We start from the raw sequence: 17760 nt of genomic DNA, 5'->3' as shown, positions 1-17760 counted from the left end.
CCTGCCGGCCGGTCCTGGCGCAGACACCCGCCCCAGACGCCCCGCAGATCACGCCTCTGCCACCATGCGTATGAATATGTACGCACAGAAACGCGCTTAAGGCGAGTCGATTCCGCTGCAAAACGCAGAGGTTGCACCGACCGGCCGGCGATGCCGGACAAGCCACAACCGTCGGGCACGACGGAGCCCATAGCCGGGGGTGTGTCCCCCGCTATGGGTTCGGTTCAAGTTCTGGAGGTCGGTACAGACAGCCCCATTGGGCGCGGCACAGATATCATAAAAGGAAGACGGCCAGAAGCTGCTTCAATCCACGCACCCCCGAGGGGGGCGACTTGCCGGTGCCCACGACCGTCCCGAGGGGTGTGGTTTCAATCCACGCACCCCCGAGGGGTGCGACCGCTCGTCGTCGACATTCGGGCCATCGTCGACCCGTTTCAATCCACGTACCCCCGAGGGGTGCGACCCACTCCTTCTTAATAGCCTGAGTCGGCTCAGAAAAAAAGCCGGTTTGCGCGAACCTCCGGGCGGACCATGCCAATGTATGGATAACACGTCACTACAAAATGCCGTTAATTGAAATATCAGGGGAATTCGTGCTGCGAACCTCCCGGGGGTTTTACGGGTGCTTGGGGTTCGCGCAGATGCGGTCCGGATCAGCCTGCCGGAAAGGCGGCCGGACATCATCCGGCCGTGGCATTCAGCGGGCGTGATCGTGGACCTTGACGGGCGGGCAGAGATGTAGGTAGATCGGTCTACCTATCAACGGGGCCTGCCATGGATGACGAGACCGACCGGTCGATGCCTGCCCGCGACCGCCTCCTGAGAGCGGCGGCGGCGCTGTTCTATGATCATGGTATCGCCGGCACCGGCATCGATGCCATCGTGGCCCGGGCCGGGGTGGCGAAGAAGAGCCTCTACAACAACTTCGCCTCCAAGGCCGATCTGGTGAACCAGTATCTTGAGGCCCGCCATGCCGAATGGCTGGGGCTCTATGCCCGGCGGCTGGAGACGGCGAAGACGCCGCTGGATCATGTGCTTGCGGTTTTCGATGCCTATCGCGACCACGCCGAATTCGCCTATGAGCACGGCTTTCGCGGCTGTGGCCTGCTGAATGCCGCGGCCGAGCTTGCCGCCGGCGATATCGGCCGCCAGGCGGTGCGGCGGCACAAGGAAGAGGTCGAGGCCCTGCTGGCCGCCCCGCTGGTCGGGCTGGCCGGCGGCGACGGCGCGCGGGCGGCGCGGCTGGCGAAGCGGCTGGCCTTCCTGCTGGAAGGCGCCATGGCCCGCGCCGGGCTGGAGGGGCAGAGCACGCTGATGCACGATGCCCGGGCCATGGCCGAAGAGATGATCATCAGCGACATGCCGGAGGCAAGGTGAACGATACATCACGCGCTCAGCGGTTGGGCATGCTGGCGGTGCTGTTTGCCGCCACCGTCTGGGGGACCACCGGCACCGCTGCAACCTTCGCGCCCGAGGTCGGCGCCGCCGCGATCGGGGCCGCGGCCATGGGTCTGGGGGGGCTGCTTCAGGCGCTCCGCGCCGGGCGCGGCATCCTGCGCGCCCTGCCCGATCTGGCCCGGTACCGGCTGCTACTGGTTCTGGGCGGGCTGGCGGTCGCCGTCTATCCCCTCGCCTTCTATGGCTCGATGCGGCTGGCCGGCGTCACCATCGGCACGGTGGTCACCATCGGCTCTGCGCCGCTGCTGTCGGCGCTGATCGAGCGGATCTTCGACCGCACCCGCCTCTCGGCGCGCTGGCTGGCCGGTGCGCTGACCGGGGTCGCCGGTATCCTGCTGCTCTGCCTGGCGGAAGGCGCTGCCGATGGCGGGGGGCCGGGCGCCGGAGATGCCGTGATCGCCGGCATCGGGCTCGGCCTGATCGGCGGTTTCACCTATGCGCTCTATTCCTGGACCGCGCGCGGGCTGATGCTGCGCGGCATCCGGTCTTCCGTCGCCATGGGCGCCACCTTCGGCATCGGCGGACTGCTGCTGATGCCGGTGCTGGCGATGACCGGCGCGCCCTTCCTCACCTCCTGGGGCAATGCCGCGGTCGGGATCTATATGGCGCTGGTGCCGATGTTCCTGGGCTATGTCTGCTTCGGCCTGGGTCTGGCGCGGATCCCCGCCAGCCTGGCGACCACCATCTCGCTGATCGAACCGGTGGTCGCCGCCATTCTGGCGATCCTGGTGGTGGGCGAAAGTCTGCCGCCGGTGGGCTGGGCCGGTGTCGGGCTGGTGATCGCCTGCCTCGCCATCGTCACCCTGCCCGCCCGGCCGCGGCCGGTCAGACCAGCCGCGCCGGCAGCCATATCGTCAGGGCCAGAGCTGCGGTAAGCGCCGGCAGCCCTCAGCCGGCCAGCGCCCCCAGGCACATCCGCTCCAGCCGCCCCGCCCAGTCGCCGACTTCGGCCGTGGTCGGCTCCACCAGCAGCACATAGCGGCGGGTGCCGAGCACGGTGAGGAAGGCGGCGCGGATTGCCGCGTCATCGATACCCGCCGGCCGGCCGGGTGTCGCCTCCAGGATTCGCAGCCAGGCCGCGGACAATTCCTCATAGGCACGGCGGTGGTGCTTTTCTTCGGCGATCGCGTGCTCGACCATCAGCATGTCGTGGTCGAAACAGGGGGCGGCACCGTCCTGGCCGCAGGTCATCCGCACCAGCCGCACGATCCGCGGTGCCCAGGGCAGATCCGGTTCCGCGGCGGCATCGGCCTCCAGCCGCCGGATCAGATCGTCGATGCAATGGCGGACATAGCCCGAAAGCAGCGCCGCCCGGTTCGGGAAATAGTCATAGAGCGTGCCGACCGCAAAGCCGGTCTCGGCGGCAATCGCTTTCATCGTCACCGCATCCGGCCCGTCGCGCAGCCAGATCCGAACCAGACCGTCATAGATCGTCTGAACGGTGAAGCGCGCGCGGGCCTGAACCGGCCGTTTCAGCGGCCTTGCGACCGGCGGTGTCAGCGGCGTGGCAGGCATGGCAAATCCGAACCCCCGGATCGTGACGACAGGCTAGGCTCTTCGGCAGACAAGGGAGAATACACCGATGACCGATACCCCTGCCATCACCCGTCTGCTGACACCGAAAGCCGACCTCGGCGCGGCCCTGATCGAAACCATACCCGCCCCGACCCCGGCACCGGGGACCATCCGGCTCCGGCTCGACCGTTTCGCGCTCACCACCAACAACATCACCTATGCCGCCTTCGGCGAGGCCATGCGCTATTGGGATTTCTTCCCGAGCGGCCGGCCCGATCATGGTCATATGCCGGTCTGGGGCTTTGCCGAGGTCGAAGCGTCCGATGTCGACGGCATCGCGCCCGGCGAGCGCTTCTACGGTTATTTCCCGATCGCGACCCGGATCGTCATGCAGCCCGGCCGGGTGACGGAGCGCGGCTTCTACGACCAGGCGGAGCATCGCCTGCCCCTGGTCTCGGCCTATAACCAGTATACCCGCTGCACCGCCGATCAGATCTGGGCGCCGGCCCTGGAAAACGCCCAGATGCTGATCCGGCCGCTGTTCATCACCTCTTTCGTGCTGGCGGATTATCTGGCCGACAATGGCTGGTTCGGCGCGGCCCGGCTGGTGATCTCGTCCGCCTCGGCCAAGACCGCCTATGGGGCCGCCTTCTGCCTGGCGGGCCTTGCCGATCGCCCCGAGCTGATCGGCCTCACCAGCCGGGCCAATCGCGGTTTCACCGAAGCGCTCGGCCTCTACGACCGGGTGGTGACCTATGACGAGCTGGACGGCATCGCCGCCGACCGCCCGACCACCTATGTCGATTTCTCGGGCGACGACGGGCTACGTGGGCGCGTCCATGGCCATTTCGGCCCGGGCCTGGTCCATGACTGTCTGGTCGGATCGGCGGCCAACACCGCGCCACTGGACCGGACGCTCGCGGCCGGTGCCGCCCTGCCCGGCCCGGCGCCGGTGATGTTCTTCGCGCCGGTGCAGATCCGCAAACGCAATACCGACTGGGGCGGCCCTGAATTCACCCGCCGCTTCAACCTGGACCAGAGCCGGTTCATGACCGCCGCCACCACCGGCGCCGATCCCTGGATCCGGATCGAGGAAACCCGCGGGCTGGAGGCCGCCGCGCGGATCATCCGCGCGCTCCACGCCGGCAGCGCAGATCCCCGGGCCGGCCATGTCGTGCTTCCGGCAGCCGGGTCGGAGCCCGTATAGTCATCCCGCAAAAAATCACAAACATGCCGGAGGAACTCCCCCCATGCAGCTGAAGGACAAGGTCGTCGTCGTCACCGGTGGTGGCGCGGGCATCGGCCGCGCGCTCTGCCGCCGCTTCACCGACGAGGGCGCCAAGGCGGTGATCGCCGTCGACCTGAACGAGGCCGGCGCGGCCGAAACCGTCGCTCAGGGCGCCGCCACCGCGTCTTACAGGGCCGATGTCTCGAAATTCGACGACATTCTGGCGGTGGTCGACGATGTCGAAGCGAAGTTCGGCCCGATCGACCTCTTCTGCTCCAATGCCGGCATCGCGATCGGCGATCCGGATTTCGACGACGTCGCCTCCGCCACCGAAGCCGACTGGCAGCGCAGCTGGGGCGTGAACGTCATGGCCCATATTCATGCGGCAAAGGCGCTGCTGCCACGGATGAAGGCGCGCGGCGCCGGCTATTTCCTGAACACCGTCTCGGCCGCCGGGCTGTTGTCGCAGATCGGCAGCACCACCTATTCCACCACCAAACATGCCGCGATCGGCTTCGCCGAATCGCTCGCCATCGCCCATAAGGATGACGGCATCAGGGTGTCTGTGCTCTGCCCGCAGGGCGTGGATACCGCCATGCTGCGCTCCATGGACGGCAATCCCGCTTCGCTCGACGGCGTGCTGACGCCGGAAGACGTGGCCGGCATCGTGGTCAAGGCGCTCGACGACGAGCGCTTCCTGATCCTGCCGCACGAGGTGGTGCTCACCTACATGCGCAACAAGACCAACGACTACGACCGCTGGATCGGCGGCATGGTCAAGCTGCGTCGCCGGATCAAGGACGCCCGCCCGGCGTAAGCCGTCAGCTCCCCCACCGCTTCCAGTGGGGGCGCAACGCCTCGACCAGGGTGGTATAGACGCCATAGCGGCGGTCGTGGATCTCCGCGGCCGCCGCATCCGGTTCATGGGCGCGGTCCACCACCACCATGCGCGCGGCGGCGGCGACGAAATCCGGGAAGATGCCGGCGCCGACCCCGGCCACCATGGCGGCACCCAGCGCGCCGGTTTCCTGGCAGCGGGTGACGGTGACCGGCAGGTTCAGCACATCGGCGAAGATCTGCGACCAGACCCGGCTGCGCGCGCCCCCACCCGAAAGCACGGCGTCTTCGACCGTGATGCCGCGATGGCGCAGATTGTCGACATGGGCGCGATGGCCGAAAGCCACGCCCTCGAACAGGGCGAACATCAGATCGGCCCGCTGATGCCAGCCGGCCAGGCCGAAGAATCCCGCCCGCGCCGCGGCATCGTCGCCGGCCCCGAACAGGAAGGGATGGAAGATCGGCAGATCGGCCGAGGGCCTGACCGTACCGGCCAGCCGGTTGACCATGTCATAGGGCCGCTCGGCGGCATCGGCCTCGGGCGCCACCCATTCGCGCATGAACCATTCCAGATTGGCGGCAGAGGTCGCCGAGGCCTCCACCTCCATGAAGCGGCTGCCTTCATAGACCGAGGTGATGAAGGGCGGGTTGTCGCGGATCGGATCATCCACGATCACCTGATTGATGCTCCAGGTGCCGGCGACCAGAGAGGCGGCACCGGTGCGGACGACGCCTGAGCCCAGCGCGCTTGCGATCACGTCGAACAGCCCGCCGACCACCGGCGTGCCGGCGGCAAGCCCGGCATCGGCCGCCGCCCGCGCCGTCACCCGGCCGGTCACCGCGCTCGACCGGTGCACCGGCGGCAGGATGCCGCCGCAGCCCTCCAGCCCGTAGGCGGCCAGCAGCTCGTCGTCATAGCGGCCCTCGGGCAGCTTCAGGCAGGCGGCGCCGCTCATATCGGTCTCGTCGCTCGCCACCTCTCCCGTCAGCCGGAAGGCGATGTAATCCTTGCAGGTAAACGCGGTGCCGATCCGGGCAAAGGTTTCAGGGTCGGTTTCGCGGATATGCGACAGCAGGGTCGGCAGCTGTGCCGCCCAGGGCCGTTGCAGGGCCAGACGGCAGATCCGGTCGGTGGTGCCGTCGCGGTTCCAGCGCTCGACCAGCCCGCCCGCGCGGACATCGATCGACTGAATGCCCATCAGCGGCTGCCGGTCGCGGTCCAGCGCATACAGCCCGTTGCCATGGCCGGCGCAGCCGATCGCCGCAATCTCGGCCGGGTCGATCCCGGCCCGGGCGATGCAGCCGCGGATTGCCGCGGCCGCACAGGCCCAGAGTTCGTCCAGGTCGCGTTCGACATGGCCCGGCCGCGGATGACGGGTCGACCCGCCCTTCTCGGCAACGGCAAGCTCGACGCCGTCGATCGAGAACAGCACCGCCTTCACCATGGTGTTTCCGGCATCGAGGCCCAGAAGATAGGCCATGTCTTTTCCTCCCTGACGTCTTCTTACGGGTGGCGCTGCCTTGGGGGCAGCGCCCGCCCCCGCCTCAGGCGGCAACAGCCTTATACGCCGCGAAGGCCTCTTCCGCGGTGGCGTCGTCGTGGATCAGCGTCATCAGCGCCCGGGTCACCCCCGTCGGGTTGTCGTGCTGATAGACGTTGCGGCCATAAACCAGCCCCTTCGCCCCCTGCTTCAGCAGCGCTTCCGACTTCTTCAGCACCGTCAGCAGATCCTCCTTGCCGCCGCCGCGGACCAGCACCGGGCACCGGGCGGTTTCGACCACGCGGTGGAAGTCTTCAGGATTGGTGGTCGGATCGGCCTTGATCACATCGGCGCCCAGCTCGCGGGCGAAGCGGACCAGGGCGACGATCTTTTCGGCATCGCCGTCCACCATATAGCCGCCGGCCTCGGAATGGGGCGCCATCACCAGCGGCTCGATCATCAGCGGCATGCGATAGCGATCGCAGGCGGCGCGGACCTTCGCGATGTTCTCCACGCACTGGCGGAACAGGTCGTGTTCGCCCGGCAGCATCAGCAGGTTGATCACCACGCAGGCCGCATCCAGCTGCACCGCCGGCAGCACCGGATCATCGGCCTGCTGCAGGGTCGACCACATATGGGTGTGCTTGTGGCGGTTGTAGACATTCGCCGCATCGACCCGCATCACCAGGGCCGGCTTCACCGGGGTCGGCACCGATTGCAGCAGGTCGGCCTGGCCGAAATTGGTCTGGATCGCATCGGGTGCGGCCGCGATCAGCTTGTCGAACACGGCCTTCGCATCCTCCAGCCCCGACAGCATGGTCGGCTCGTTGAAGATGCCGTGGTCGATCGCGACGTCGAGGCAGCGGCCGTTGCGGAACAGGCGGTTGAGGCGGAATTTGTCGGACATCGACGATGGGCCCTTTCTTCAAGCCAGGTGTTCAGAGGCAGGTTCTGTCCGGGCCCGGCTTGCGGCCCGGGTTGTGTCGTTGCGCGCGCGGAGCATGTCTTCGGTCACGTCGTGCAGCGCGGCCAGCCGGTCCAGCGTCCGGGCGCGTTCATCGGCGGCCCGGTCCGCCGTCCAGCCGCGCTCCCCGGCCAGCAGCGCCAGAAGTTCATCCAGCAGATCGGCCGACAGCTCGCCCGAGATGGCGAGCGAGGTGCGCCGGCAGATCAGGTCTTCCAGCGCCTCGACATGCTCGGCCCGGATCAGATGGCGGATTTCGGCGGTGCCATAGCCCGGATGGGTGGCCAGCGGCCGGTCGCCCGCGGCCACGAAATCATCCGCCAGCCGGCGCGCGGCAGAGCCGTAACGTTCGGCCAGCGCCCGTGCCCGATGGACACCGATGCCCGTCGCGGCCGCCAGATCGGCGATCCAGCGCTCCCGCGCCGGCCCGGCCGGCGGGAAATCGCGGCCGCCGCCGATCGCGAGCGTGTCGGTCGACACGCGCCGTCGCCCGCCCAGCCGGTCAAGCGCCTGATCGGCGGCGATCTCGCCGAAGCCGCGGAAGGTGGTCCATTTGCCGCCGATCATGCACATCACCGGGAAAGGCAGCCCCGCTTCTTCCGGCACGAAGCGGCAATGGTGATCGCGCGGGATCTGCCCGGTGGTCGCCGCCGCGGCATTGGTCAGCGGCCGCACGCCCGAGAAGGTGTAGAGGATCTGGTCGGGCGTGATCTCGATATCCGGGAAGACGAAGCGCAGCGATTGCAGCATGTAGGCCCGCTCGTCGGTCTCGCAATGCACACCCTCCGGCGTGTCGACCTTGATGTCGGTGGACCCGATCAGGACATTGCCGAAATAGGGGAACAGGATGCAGACCCGGCCTTCCTGGTTCTCGTAATAGATCATCTGGTCGCCCAGCGCCTTCAGCAGCCGCGGGTTGCGCACGATCAGATGCGAGCCCTTGGTGCCGCCGATCATCCGCGGCAGCGCACCGGCACCGGGGGCATCCACCAGATTGGCCACCCGGCGGTTGGTCAGGTCGATCCAGGCGCCGGTCGCGTTCACCACCAGCTTCGGCCGCAGGCGGAATTCCCGGCCGCCGATGCGGTCGCGCAGCAGCAGGGCGTCGCCATCGGTGCCCTCGGCGGCCAGATAGTTCACCGCCACCGCATCGGGGCAGGTCGCTTCCAGATCGCGGATCATCTCCAGCCCCAGCCGTTCGGGATGGGTGATCCAGGCATCGTAATAGGTTGCGCTGCACTTGACCTTCGGATTGAGGTCGGGCCAGTCCCGCGCGGTCCGGGCCTTGCCGGCGAAGCGATGGGTCGGCACCATCCGGCTCTTGCGGGTGAAGATGTCGTAGAAGGTGAGCCCCAGCTTCAGCACCGCAGCCCCGCGCCGGCTGGGCTTGCGGCTCAACCCCACGAAGCGCAGCGGCGCATTGCCGATCCCTGAGAGATATTCGAAGACCGGCACGGTGGTGGCGAGCGGCGCCACGAAATGCGGCGCATTGCGCAGCAGCAGGTCCCGCTCGCGCAATGCCTCGCGCACCAGATCGAACTCGCCGTTCTCCATGTAGCGCAGGCCGCCATGGATCATGCGCGACAGGGCACCGCTGGCACCGGCGCAGTAATCCTGCGCCTCTGCCAGCACCACCCGCAGCCCCTGCAGGGCCAGTTCACGATAGACGCTGATCCCGTTGATGCCGCCGCCGATCACGACGACGTCAGGATCGGGCGCCTTGGCCAGAACATCCAGCCGGTATCCGCGTGTGCGGGTGGTCATGACGGGCAGGCCTCCGGAAAACTGCGGTGACGCGAAACAAGGGACGGTAAAGCGAGGGGGGGTGGGCCGGCGGCGCGGAGACAAAGCCTCCTCTCGCGCATCGCAAGGCTGCGATGCGGCGGGCGTCGTCGGCGGAAGGATCCTGAGGGCGGGGGGCGGGGGGTCGGGCTCAGCTCCGGGCGGCAGGTGCCTCCGCCTCAAGGCCGGGCAGCACGGCATCGGCCGTGGTCTCGTCGGTCACCAGCCCCTTCAGATGCCGGCCGCGCAGCACGGCGCGGATCGGGCCGATCTTGGCCGGCCCGACCGCGACGCCCATCGAGAACGGCACGCGAGAGAGTTCCTCCGGGGTGACCGCCACCAGCCGGTCGTTCATCTGATAGCGGCAGACCCGCCCGGCCCCATCCAGAAGATGGGCGAGCAGTTCGGCCTCGGCGCCCGAGCGCTCGATCTCCGTCCGGTCGTCGGCGAGTTCCGGATGAAGGTCGTAGTATGAGCTGCCGGCCGGCGTGACCGAGCCCACACCCACCACCGCGATATCGGCATGGCGCGCCCGGTCCAGGATGTCGCGGGTGGAGCGCATATCGATCAGCATCTCGCGCTGGTCCACGGTGTCGGCGAACATCGGCGCATGGATGCGATGGGCGCGCCCGCCCAGCTTCTCGGCCATCTGCGCCGCCACATAGTTGACGTCGGTATAAAGCGGCCCTTCGACCAGGCCGGTTGCGGGCACCACCGACACGTCGTAGCGCCTGGCCGGGTTCAGCCCGGCGACCAGGGCGCTGACGCCCTTGCCGCCCGAAATGCAGATCGTGTCGCCATCCTTGAGGCGCGAGAGCAGCAGCCCCGCCGCCGCCTCGCCCACGCTCGCCAGCGCCACCTCGTCATTGGTCGACAGGTTGGGCACCACCAGCGCCTCCATCAGCCCGGCCGCCCGGGCCAGCCGCCGCTCCAGCTCCAGCGAAGGCTGGAAGGGCGCGCGGACGGTGATCTCCACCATGCCCAGATCATGGCCCTGCTTGATCAGCCGGCTGACCGTCGCGATCGACTGGCCGGTCAGACGGGCGATCTCGGCCTGTTTCAGGCCCTCGACATAATGCATCACCAGCGCCCGGTAGATCCGGCGGGTCAGGTCGTATTGTCTGACATCCCCGGTGGGCGTCCGGTCGTCATGCCGCATGGTCACTCTCCGCATGGGCACCCGACGTTTGAGCGGTTCGGTCATGGGTCGGGTGGCAGGTCAGGCGCGTCTGCGGTTCAGCATATGGTCGACCGAGACCGCGACAAGCAGGATCAGACCTTTCACCATATCCTGCCAGTAGACCGAGACGTCGAGCAGGATGAGCGAATTGGTCACCAGCGACAGCAGGGCGACACCCAGCACCGCGCCCAAGACCGAACCGGACCCGCCCTTCAGGCTGGCGCCGCCGATCACCGCGGCCGCGATCACGTTCAGCTCCATGCCCACGCCGAAGGTGGGGGTGGCGGCGCCGAAGCGGGCCATGAAGATCACCCCGGCAAGCCCGGCCAGGGCCGAACTCAGCACCGTCACCCAGAAGATGACGCGCGAGGTGCGGATGCCGGAATAGTCGGCCGCCTTGGGGTTGCTGCCGGTATAGAACACCCGGCGGAAGGCCACGGCCCGGCGCATCAGCAGGTCGAAGACCACCACGATCGCCAGGAAGATCAGGATCACCACCGGCACCTGGCCGAGCGAGCCCTGGCCGACGAATTTGAACTCTTTCGGCAGCGAGAACAGCGACAGCGGCGTGCCCTCGGTGATCACCAGGCAGGCGCCGCGGACGATCACCATCATCGCGAGCGAGGCGATGAAATGGTTGAGACCGATCCGCGTGACGCAGGCGCCCATGATCACGCCGCACATCGCCGCCGCGGCGATGCCGCCCAGCGATGCCGTCCAGGGGTCGACGCCCAACAGGAACAGCTTGCCCGCCACCACCATGGCGAAACAGACCACCGCCCCCACCGACAGGTCGATGCCGCCCACGATCAGCAGGATGGTCATGCCGACCACCACGATGCCCTCGATCGAGAACGAGAGCATCAGCGCCTTCATGTTGGCGACGGTCAGGAAATAGGGCGAGGCGAAGCTCATGATCACGAACAGCGCCGCGATGATCACGATCAGCCCGGCCTCGCGCATCTTGTTGAACCGGGCAAGCAGCGACAGCCGCGGTTCGGCCGGCTGCGCCCCGGCCCTGATGTCTCCGGTCTCCCGCCCGTCAGTCTCTGCGCGGTTGGTTTCTGCCGTGCTCATGGCCGCAGGCTCCCTTCGCCGGCGGCGCCGGGGGCGCCCACGCCGGATGCAAGTCGGATGATGTGTTCCTCGGTCATCTCCGGCCCCGCCACCTCACCGGCGATCCGGCCTTCGCGGATCACCAGGATGCGATCGGCCAGGCCGATCAGCTCGGGCAGTTCCGACGAGATGACCACGACCCCCCTGCCCTCGGCCGCCAGGCCGCGGAGGATCTGATAGATCTCGGATTTGGCGCCGACATCGACGCCGCGGGTCGGCTCGTCCAGGAAGACGATGCGCGGGCCGGTCAGCAGCAGCTTGGCGATCGCCACCTTCTGCTGGTTGCCGCCCGACAGCTCCGACACCTTCTGGCCGGGGCCCGCCATGCGCAGCGACATCCGCCGGCCGAATTCGGCCGCCTGGGCCGCCTCGGCGCGGCCGACGATCATGCCCAGCCGGCCGGCCACCCGGCCCGGATCCTGGGCCGAGACATTGGCCGCGATCGACATGTCCAGGAACACGCCCGCCCCCTTGCGGTCTTCGGAAAGATAGGCGAGGCCCTGTTTCGTGGCGCCGCGATAGTCGGGGATCCGCACCTCGTGCCCCTCGACCACCACCCGCCCGGCCGCGCGGTGGCGCAGCCCGCAGACGGTCTGGGCGATCTCGCTTCGCCCGGCACCCATCAGCCCGGCCAGGCCCAGGATCTCACCGGCCTTCAGGTCGAAGGCGATATCGGCGATGTGGTCGTCGGCATCGGCCAGCCCCTCCACCTGCAGCAGCACCGGCGCGCCCGCGGGCACGCCCGGCTTTTCCGGGTAGAGGTCGCCCAGCTCGCGGCCGACCATGCGTTCGGCCACCTCTTCGGGCGTGGTGTCGACGATCGCCTTGGTCACCACCTTGCGGCCGTCGCGCAGCACCGTGATCCGGTCGCAGATCTCGAAGATCTCGGCCATGCGATGGCTGATATAGATGATCGCGATGCCCCGTGCCTTCAGGGTGCGGATCACGTCGAACAGCCGTCGGGTTTCGGCCTCGGTCAGGGCGGCGGTCGGCTCGTCCAGGATCAGGATCCGGCAGTCGAGCGTCAGCGCCTTGGCGATCTCGACCAGCTGCTGGGCCGAAATGCCGATCTGCCCGACCAGCGTATCCACCGGCATCGGGTGCAGCAGCCCCAGCACCGCCTCGGCCTTGCGCCGCAGCTCGCGCCGGTTCAGGAACCAGCGGCCGCGGGCATGGGGGGCCGCCATGAAGATGTTCTCGGCGATCGAGATATCGGGGCAGAGGGCGATTTCCTGATGCACGAAGCCGATGCCCCGCGCCTGGGCCTCGGCCGGCCCCGACAGATGCACCGCTTCGCCGAACAGCTCCACCCGGCCGCCATCGGGGCGGTGGATGCCGTCGATGATGTTCATCAGCGTCGACTTGCCGGCACCGTTCTCGCCGGCCAGCGCATGGACCTCGCCCGCCTTCAGGTCGAAATCCACCCCGGTCAGCACCCTGACCGGGCCGAAGGATTTGGTGATGCCGCTAAGCTTCAGGACGGTCTCGCCCTGTGCGCCGGCCACCGGTTCAGGATGGGTCATGGATCAGCCGGACCGTTCTCGGGTGATGCTGAGGCAGGAAAGAGAGGGGGCAGGAAAGAGAGGAGGCAGGAGAAAGAGGGCGGGAGCATGCCGGGCGGTCACCCGCCCGGCCGCAGGGGCCGCCCCCCTCAGCTCACTCGTCGATGCCCTTGGTGCCGCGGCGCTTCAGGTAGGCGTCCCAATAGAAGTCCTGGGCGTTCTCGGGCGTCACGATCGAGAAGCCGTTGTCGATGACCGGCAGCGTGAACGGGTTGAAGCCGCTGCGCTTATAGTCGTTCATCGGGTCGATCAGGTCGGGATGGGCCGCCAGGAACAGCATCATGAAGCCCATATAGCCCTGCACGCCCTGGTTCGGGTTGATCGCGCCGAACATCTGGCCGGCCTTGATCATGTCGAGAACCTTGGCGTTCACGTCGACGCTCATGACCTTGATCTTGCCGCCCAGCTCGTTCGCCGCCTGGGCAGCGCCCAGCGCCGAACTCGCCTCGGGCATGAACACGGCGCCGAGCCCGGGATGGGCCTGGGCCATGGTCAGCACCGCGTTATAGGCGCGGGTCGGATCCTGGTTGGTGGCGGTGCGGGCCACCAGCTTCATCTCCGGATAGTTTTCCTCCATCTGCCTGATGAAGGACGACACCCGGCGGTCGTGATTGTCCTGGCCGGGGTTTTCCAGGATCGCGTATTCGCCCTTGCCGCCCATGGCCTTGGCGATGGTGTCGGCGGCCGTGGCGCCCTCGCGGAAATTGTCCGAGGTGACATAGGCGACGCGCTTGCTGTTGGGCGAATCGGCCGCGAAGGTCACGACCGGGATGCCCATCTCTGCGGCGCGATCGATCGGCTCGATGAACGGATCGGGGTTCATCGGGTGCAGCAGCACGCCGGCCGGCTGCTTGGCCAGCACCTGTTCGAAGGTCGCCAGCTGCTTGGTGACGTCGTAATCCGGCGTGCCGGTATAGACGGTCTTGCAGCCCATCTGATGGGCGGCCTGCTTGAACATCTCATAGACCGGGAACCAGTATTCCACGCCCGACACCATAACGTTCATGGCATAGGTCTCGCCTTCCTTGCAGCGGAAGGGAGAGGTCTCTTCGGCCTTGGCCGCGGCGGTGGTCATGCCCATCCCGGCCACGGCGATCGCCCCCGCGAGCAGGGCGGCGGTGAAAGTCTTCATCTCGGCGTTTCCCCAACGTCTCGGACCGGGATCGCTTGGCTTCGGATCCCTCGGCGCCCGTTCTGGCCCATACCCTCCGCCCGGCCCTCCCGGCCTGCGTCGGTGCTTCACTGCGGCCGCATCCCGCGGCCCGATGATAGCTGTGAAAGTTTTTTCATAGATCAGAATTTCTTTCACGCCCCGACGTTACGGCGCCGTGACAGGCCGAGTCAAGGGGACCGGAACACGCAAAAAAGCCGGTGCCGCTCGCCTCTCGCGCGCAGGCACCGGCCATTGCCCCCCTCAGGATCGCCGACGCAACTCGGCCCCTACAACTCTACACACCCTGTTTGAGCCTGCTTTGACGGCATTCTAGAGATTGAAGCGAGAACAATTACTTCCAGAACAACTGACGATATAAGCCGATATCTCCATCCGAATCCAATCCCAACCAGAAAAGAGCCGTAATCACAAAATTTTATTATGAAGCTCATCAAATTACGACGGACCAAGCGCCCTATGGCGCATCTGGCCCGGCCGCCCGCGAGAGTGGGCACGGCTACGAGAGCAACACGCAAGAATATCAGAACCGGATCGCAAGGCCGATCTGTCCGCTACCTTCGGCGGCAACATAGTCGAATGTATCAATGGTGGAGGCGTTACTGGCGACCGAAAATTCGGCGCTAAGGATCATATTTGCATGTGGCATATAGCGCACCCGAACACCGAGTTGCCCGGTCAGATCGCGGCGTGACTCGGCAAAGACAGAGGAGAAATAATCCTCATACCGGCGGCCGGTCGCATTCAGATATCCTGTCAGCTCCAGCCCCTCCATCGGCGCGACCTGCACCGCGGCCTCGGCGAAACCACGAAGATGTGAATAGTCCTCGGGATCAGCTCGCAGATACCCTATTGCGCCAGAAAGCGTGAGTTGCGTCATTTCACCAAGCGCGAAGCCACGCAAAGCGATCAGATGAAGATCGCCCTGGTCCAGCACATGGGCGTCGAGGCTGTCGTCATAAAGGGTCGAGACCCCCGCACTTATACCGATCGTCGTCCCGCTGACAGGGCGCATCACATAGGTCCGGAGCCCGACGGCATTGCTGCCCAGAACATTGTAATTATGGAACTGGCTGGCATCAAAATTCACGGAGACACCAACTCCGTAAGCCCCCGCAATCACTGTATCAGCCGAAAGCGATACACGCTGGCGGGTAAACGTGTCTGTCTTCCGATTGTCATCGGAGAGGAAGGCGTTACTCGTCACACCACCGCCAATCTCGGCACGCAGGGAAAAGATGTCTCGCTTGACCAGGACAAACAAATCGCCTCGTCCGGTCTCGAACGCCTCCGGGCTCAATTGGGCCGGGTTGAAGAGTGGGGCCTCGGTTGTTGCCCGCTCCGCAGCCGGCGTTGCAGTGCGAACCTGAGCAGGTCCGACGGCCTGAGCGAAAGCGGCACCCATGGGTGCGGCACATAACAGAAGCGCAGGAAGAAGCTTGTACATAGCGACACTCCGACAATTGGCAGCAATGCACGAGTCAACGCTTGGCGACGATCCGGAGAATGCCGCTCTCGCCCTGGCCTAGATCGAAATTCTGGGCCGACGGTCCTTCGACGACTCTGGAGAGAATGGTCAATCCTCCCGTGTTCGGCGGCACACTTCCCTCATTGACCGCGACGATACGAATTTCTACGGGCCCCACGGCGACCTTGGGAGCAAACACCCGTCCTGCGAAGGTCAATCTTACGTTCGTGGGCGCAATGTTCACCCCATTCAAACTGCGTACCTGAAGAGTGACGATATCTCCATCCTCAATATTTCCACTATCGAATAGTCGAAATGATAAAGGAAGAAGAATTGCGGCATCAATAAACCCTCCTGTAGATCCAGTCGGCAGAGTAAATCCTGCGTTTCGAAATGCACCTGTATTGAATCTATCTGCCTGTACCTGGGCGTAGAATTTATATCCGAGAGTGCGAAGCTCCTCATTCCCGCGCTGCAACAAATCCAGAGATACCTGTGCGAGCGTGGGCTCCGCCTGTGAACGATAGCTGGCTGGGTTGAGGAATGCTTGCACAACCTGAGCAACGTCATAACCAGCTTCGAATATGTTATTGGCGTTTGACCAAAGAGTAGAACTATTGAGCGCGGCAACAACCAATTCATCGCTCCAGCGCATCACATTCTTGGACAGCCCCAGTTGGTGCCCCAGCGTGCCCAGCGCCTTATAGGTACTTTGGACAAGTCCGCTTGCGTGGGCTGACTTACCCCACAGAACGTTAGCGGCTGCCTTGTTCGGTGCGAACAAGATGGTCGAGACATCCAGCCCGCTCTCCACCGCCTCCCCCAGCGCATCGGCCCGCACCGGGTCAAGACCAATTGCCAGAGAAGCGCCCTTGGCCGCCGCACCCGCAGCATAAGTCACGTTACCGACCAGCCCCTTGGTCTTGAGGGGACCGTCTGCGTCGAAAGGATTAATTTGTCCAATTTCTTTTTCGCCGGCAAGAACATGGCCGATATCAACACCTGCGTTCCAGGCAACGGTAAACGCAGAATCCAGCCCCACCCCCACCGCCGCCAGTGCCAGGATCGGCAGAGGATTAGAGCGTCCCTCCGCCACTGCGGCAGTCAGCATCTCGGTGTGCAGAGCCGCGGTATGGACGTCGATGAGCCAGGACGGCATCGCCTCCATGGCACTGGAGCCGCTCTCGAAAGCCACCGCTTCATCTATCGGCCCGAGTATTGCCTCGGGCACAAGCGACTTAACGTCGATGTAAGGTTTCGCGCTGATGTCGTGTACAGCAAGCGTACGCTTCCGCAACTTGAGCGGAAGGGTCGTTCCATCCGGTTCAATGATGCGGCCAATCATCGCGAAGCCTGTGGCCAGCGGCACGCGCCAGTCATCGGCCGCAATGTCATAACCTACGAAGCCTGCCTCGACAGTCGAGCCGTCACGGGTACGAAAACTAAAAGGTTCACTGCGATAGGTTGCCACCTTGGCAGCCCCTTTCGGGACACGGACCTCGTGCACTGTGAAATGAGTCGTCGGATTTTCACCAGGCAATGCTATAAAGTCGGCTGAGAAGATATCAACACGTTCACTCCAGACGCCGAGTCGATTATTAACGGCACCTGGACGATCAAAATAAGCATTAACCTGTTTCAGGGCGTCTGCGTTGAGATCTGCCGATGCGATGGTCTGCTTGATTGGATCGCGAGTAAAAGTCAAAGCGACACGATCAACAACACCAATGGTCGTCACCGGCAACTGATCACTCGACACAACTGCCGCATCGAGCGAAAACGTGTATACATCTTGACCATTACGCTGGCCGGCGACGGACAGATGCGTCCCCGCGGCAACTTCGAATCCGAAGCGCTCGCCTGCCTCAAGGGTCTGGAGGTCCAGAATGACCATGTCGAAACGCGAGGGAAACTCTGCACGGGCCGGCGTCGCCAATCCTGCAACAAGCAAGACTGCGACCAGCATTTTCTTGAGCGTCATAGAGCTTTCCTATCCCG

At 65.7% G+C, this 17760-nt stretch carries 14 protein-coding genes; 4 read left to right on the top strand and 10 right to left on the bottom strand.

Going from position 1 to position 17760, the window contains the following annotated elements; all coding sequences use genetic code 11:
* The first annotated feature begins 774 nt into the window (after positions 1-774).
* Entirely contained in the window at positions 775-1377 is a 603-nt protein-coding gene (locus CMO28_RS26525) for a TetR/AcrR family transcriptional regulator (protein ID WP_296719536.1), read from the top strand.
* A 29-nt stretch (positions 1378-1406) separates the two neighbouring features.
* The gene (locus CMO28_RS26520; protein ID WP_322111417.1) at positions 1407-2333 is read left to right on the top strand and encodes an EamA family transporter; all 927 of its coding nucleotides are present in this window, start codon (positions 1407-1409) and stop codon (positions 2331-2333) included.
* A 13-nt stretch (positions 2334-2346) separates the two neighbouring features.
* Here CMO28_RS26520 and CMO28_RS26515 read toward each other — a convergent pair whose 3' ends face one another.
* Positions 2347-2973, bottom strand: coding sequence for a TetR/AcrR family transcriptional regulator (locus tag CMO28_RS26515; RefSeq protein ID WP_296719532.1), 627 nt, complete (start codon positions 2971-2973; stop codon positions 2347-2349).
* Between the two features lie 67 nt (positions 2974-3040).
* Between CMO28_RS26515 and CMO28_RS26510 the strand changes: the two genes are divergently transcribed.
* Together CMO28_RS26510 and CMO28_RS26505 are read left to right on the top strand one after the other, a co-directional pair.
* The gene (locus CMO28_RS26510; protein ID WP_296719530.1) at positions 3041-4180 is read left to right on the top strand and encodes a DUF2855 family protein; all 1140 of its coding nucleotides are present in this window, start codon (positions 3041-3043) and stop codon (positions 4178-4180) included.
* A gap of 43 nt (positions 4181-4223) precedes the next feature.
* Entirely contained in the window at positions 4224-5018 is a 795-nt protein-coding gene (locus tag CMO28_RS26505; protein ID WP_296719527.1) for an SDR family oxidoreductase, read from the top strand.
* Between the two features lie 4 nt (positions 5019-5022).
* Here the strand turns inward: CMO28_RS26505 and CMO28_RS26500 are convergent, their stop codons facing one another.
* The 9 genes from CMO28_RS26500 to CMO28_RS26460 all read right to left on the bottom strand — a co-directional run bounded on the left by CMO28_RS26500 (position 5023) and on the right by CMO28_RS26460 (position 17743).
* Complete coding sequence (locus CMO28_RS26500) at positions 5023-6519, bottom strand: FGGY-family carbohydrate kinase (RefSeq protein ID WP_296719524.1); 1497 nt, start codon at positions 6517-6519, stop codon at positions 5023-5025.
* Between the two features lie 64 nt (positions 6520-6583).
* Positions 6584-7426 carry a class I fructose-bisphosphate aldolase gene (locus tag CMO28_RS26495; protein WP_296719522.1) on the bottom strand — a complete coding sequence of 281 codons (843 nt, stop codon included), beginning with the start codon at positions 7424-7426 and terminating at the stop codon, positions 6584-6586.
* 18 nt (positions 7427-7444) lie between these two features.
* The gene (locus CMO28_RS26490; protein ID WP_296719520.1) at positions 7445-9247 is read right to left on the bottom strand and encodes a glycerol-3-phosphate dehydrogenase/oxidase; all 1803 of its coding nucleotides are present in this window, start codon (positions 9245-9247) and stop codon (positions 7445-7447) included.
* 169 nt (positions 9248-9416) lie between these two features.
* Complete coding sequence (locus CMO28_RS26485) at positions 9417-10424, bottom strand: sugar-binding transcriptional regulator (protein WP_296719518.1); 1008 nt, start codon at positions 10422-10424, stop codon at positions 9417-9419.
* A gap of 60 nt (positions 10425-10484) precedes the next feature.
* The gene (locus CMO28_RS26480) at positions 10485-11408 is read right to left on the bottom strand and encodes an ABC transporter permease (RefSeq protein ID WP_322111416.1); all 924 of its coding nucleotides are present in this window, start codon (positions 11406-11408) and stop codon (positions 10485-10487) included.
* A 110-nt stretch (positions 11409-11518) separates the two neighbouring features.
* Positions 11519-13084, bottom strand: a complete 1566-nt coding sequence (locus CMO28_RS26475) for a sugar ABC transporter ATP-binding protein (RefSeq protein WP_296719514.1) — start codon at positions 13082-13084, stop codon at positions 11519-11521.
* A 133-nt stretch (positions 13085-13217) separates the two neighbouring features.
* The gene (locus CMO28_RS26470; protein WP_296719511.1) at positions 13218-14255 is read right to left on the bottom strand and encodes a substrate-binding domain-containing protein; all 1038 of its coding nucleotides are present in this window, start codon (positions 14253-14255) and stop codon (positions 13218-13220) included.
* A 562-nt stretch (positions 14256-14817) separates the two neighbouring features.
* Positions 14818-15741, bottom strand: coding sequence for a hypothetical protein (locus tag CMO28_RS26465; protein WP_296719506.1), 924 nt, complete (start codon positions 15739-15741; stop codon positions 14818-14820).
* Positions 15742-15775: 34 nt separating this feature from the next.
* Complete coding sequence (locus CMO28_RS26460) at positions 15776-17743, bottom strand: hypothetical protein (RefSeq protein ID WP_296719503.1); 1968 nt, start codon at positions 17741-17743, stop codon at positions 15776-15778.
* Positions 17744-17760 lie beyond the last annotated feature (17 nt).

This window comes from Tistrella sp. (assembly GCF_002684955.1).
GTDB lineage: Bacteria > Pseudomonadota > Alphaproteobacteria > Tistrellales > Tistrellaceae > Tistrella > Tistrella mobilis.
This window is presented reverse-complemented; position numbering and strand designations above follow the sequence as displayed.

What these genes read in the sequence shown, in the direction of transcription:
- CMO28_RS26510 (WP_296719530.1), top strand. Translation starts at nt 3,041, where the DNA reads ATGACCGATACCCCTGCCATCACCCGTCTGCTGACACCGAAAGCCGAC.
- CMO28_RS26480 (WP_322111416.1), bottom strand. Translation starts at nt 11,408, where the DNA reads ATGCGCGAGGCCGGGCTGATCGTGATCATCGCGGCGCTGTTCGTGATC.
- CMO28_RS26460 (WP_296719503.1), bottom strand. Translation starts at nt 17,743, where the DNA reads ATGACGCTCAAGAAAATGCTGGTCGCAGTCTTGCTTGTTGCAGGATTG.
- CMO28_RS26525 (WP_296719536.1), top strand. Translation starts at nt 775, where the DNA reads ATGGATGACGAGACCGACCGGTCGATGCCTGCCCGCGACCGCCTCCTG.
- CMO28_RS26490 (WP_296719520.1), bottom strand. Translation starts at nt 9,247, where the DNA reads ATGACCACCCGCACACGCGGATACCGGCTGGATGTTCTGGCCAAGGCG.
- CMO28_RS26505 (WP_296719527.1), top strand. Translation starts at nt 4,224, where the DNA reads ATGCAGCTGAAGGACAAGGTCGTCGTCGTCACCGGTGGTGGCGCGGGC.
- CMO28_RS26485 (WP_296719518.1), bottom strand. Translation starts at nt 10,424, where the DNA reads ATGCGGCATGACGACCGGACGCCCACCGGGGATGTCAGACAATACGAC.
- CMO28_RS26465 (WP_296719506.1), bottom strand. Translation starts at nt 15,741, where the DNA reads ATGTACAAGCTTCTTCCTGCGCTTCTGTTATGTGCCGCACCCATGGGT.
- CMO28_RS26495 (WP_296719522.1), bottom strand. Translation starts at nt 7,426, where the DNA reads ATGTCCGACAAATTCCGCCTCAACCGCCTGTTCCGCAACGGCCGCTGC.
- CMO28_RS26520 (WP_322111417.1), top strand. Translation starts at nt 1,407, where the DNA reads ATGCTGGCGGTGCTGTTTGCCGCCACCGTCTGGGGGACCACCGGCACC.
- CMO28_RS26500 (WP_296719524.1), bottom strand. Translation starts at nt 6,519, where the DNA reads ATGGCCTATCTTCTGGGCCTCGATGCCGGAAACACCATGGTGAAGGCG.
- CMO28_RS26470 (WP_296719511.1), bottom strand. Translation starts at nt 14,255, where the DNA reads ATGAAGACTTTCACCGCCGCCCTGCTCGCGGGGGCGATCGCCGTGGCC.
- CMO28_RS26475 (WP_296719514.1), bottom strand. Translation starts at nt 13,084, where the DNA reads ATGACCCATCCTGAACCGGTGGCCGGCGCACAGGGCGAGACCGTCCTG.
- CMO28_RS26515 (WP_296719532.1), bottom strand. Translation starts at nt 2,973, where the DNA reads ATGCCTGCCACGCCGCTGACACCGCCGGTCGCAAGGCCGCTGAAACGG.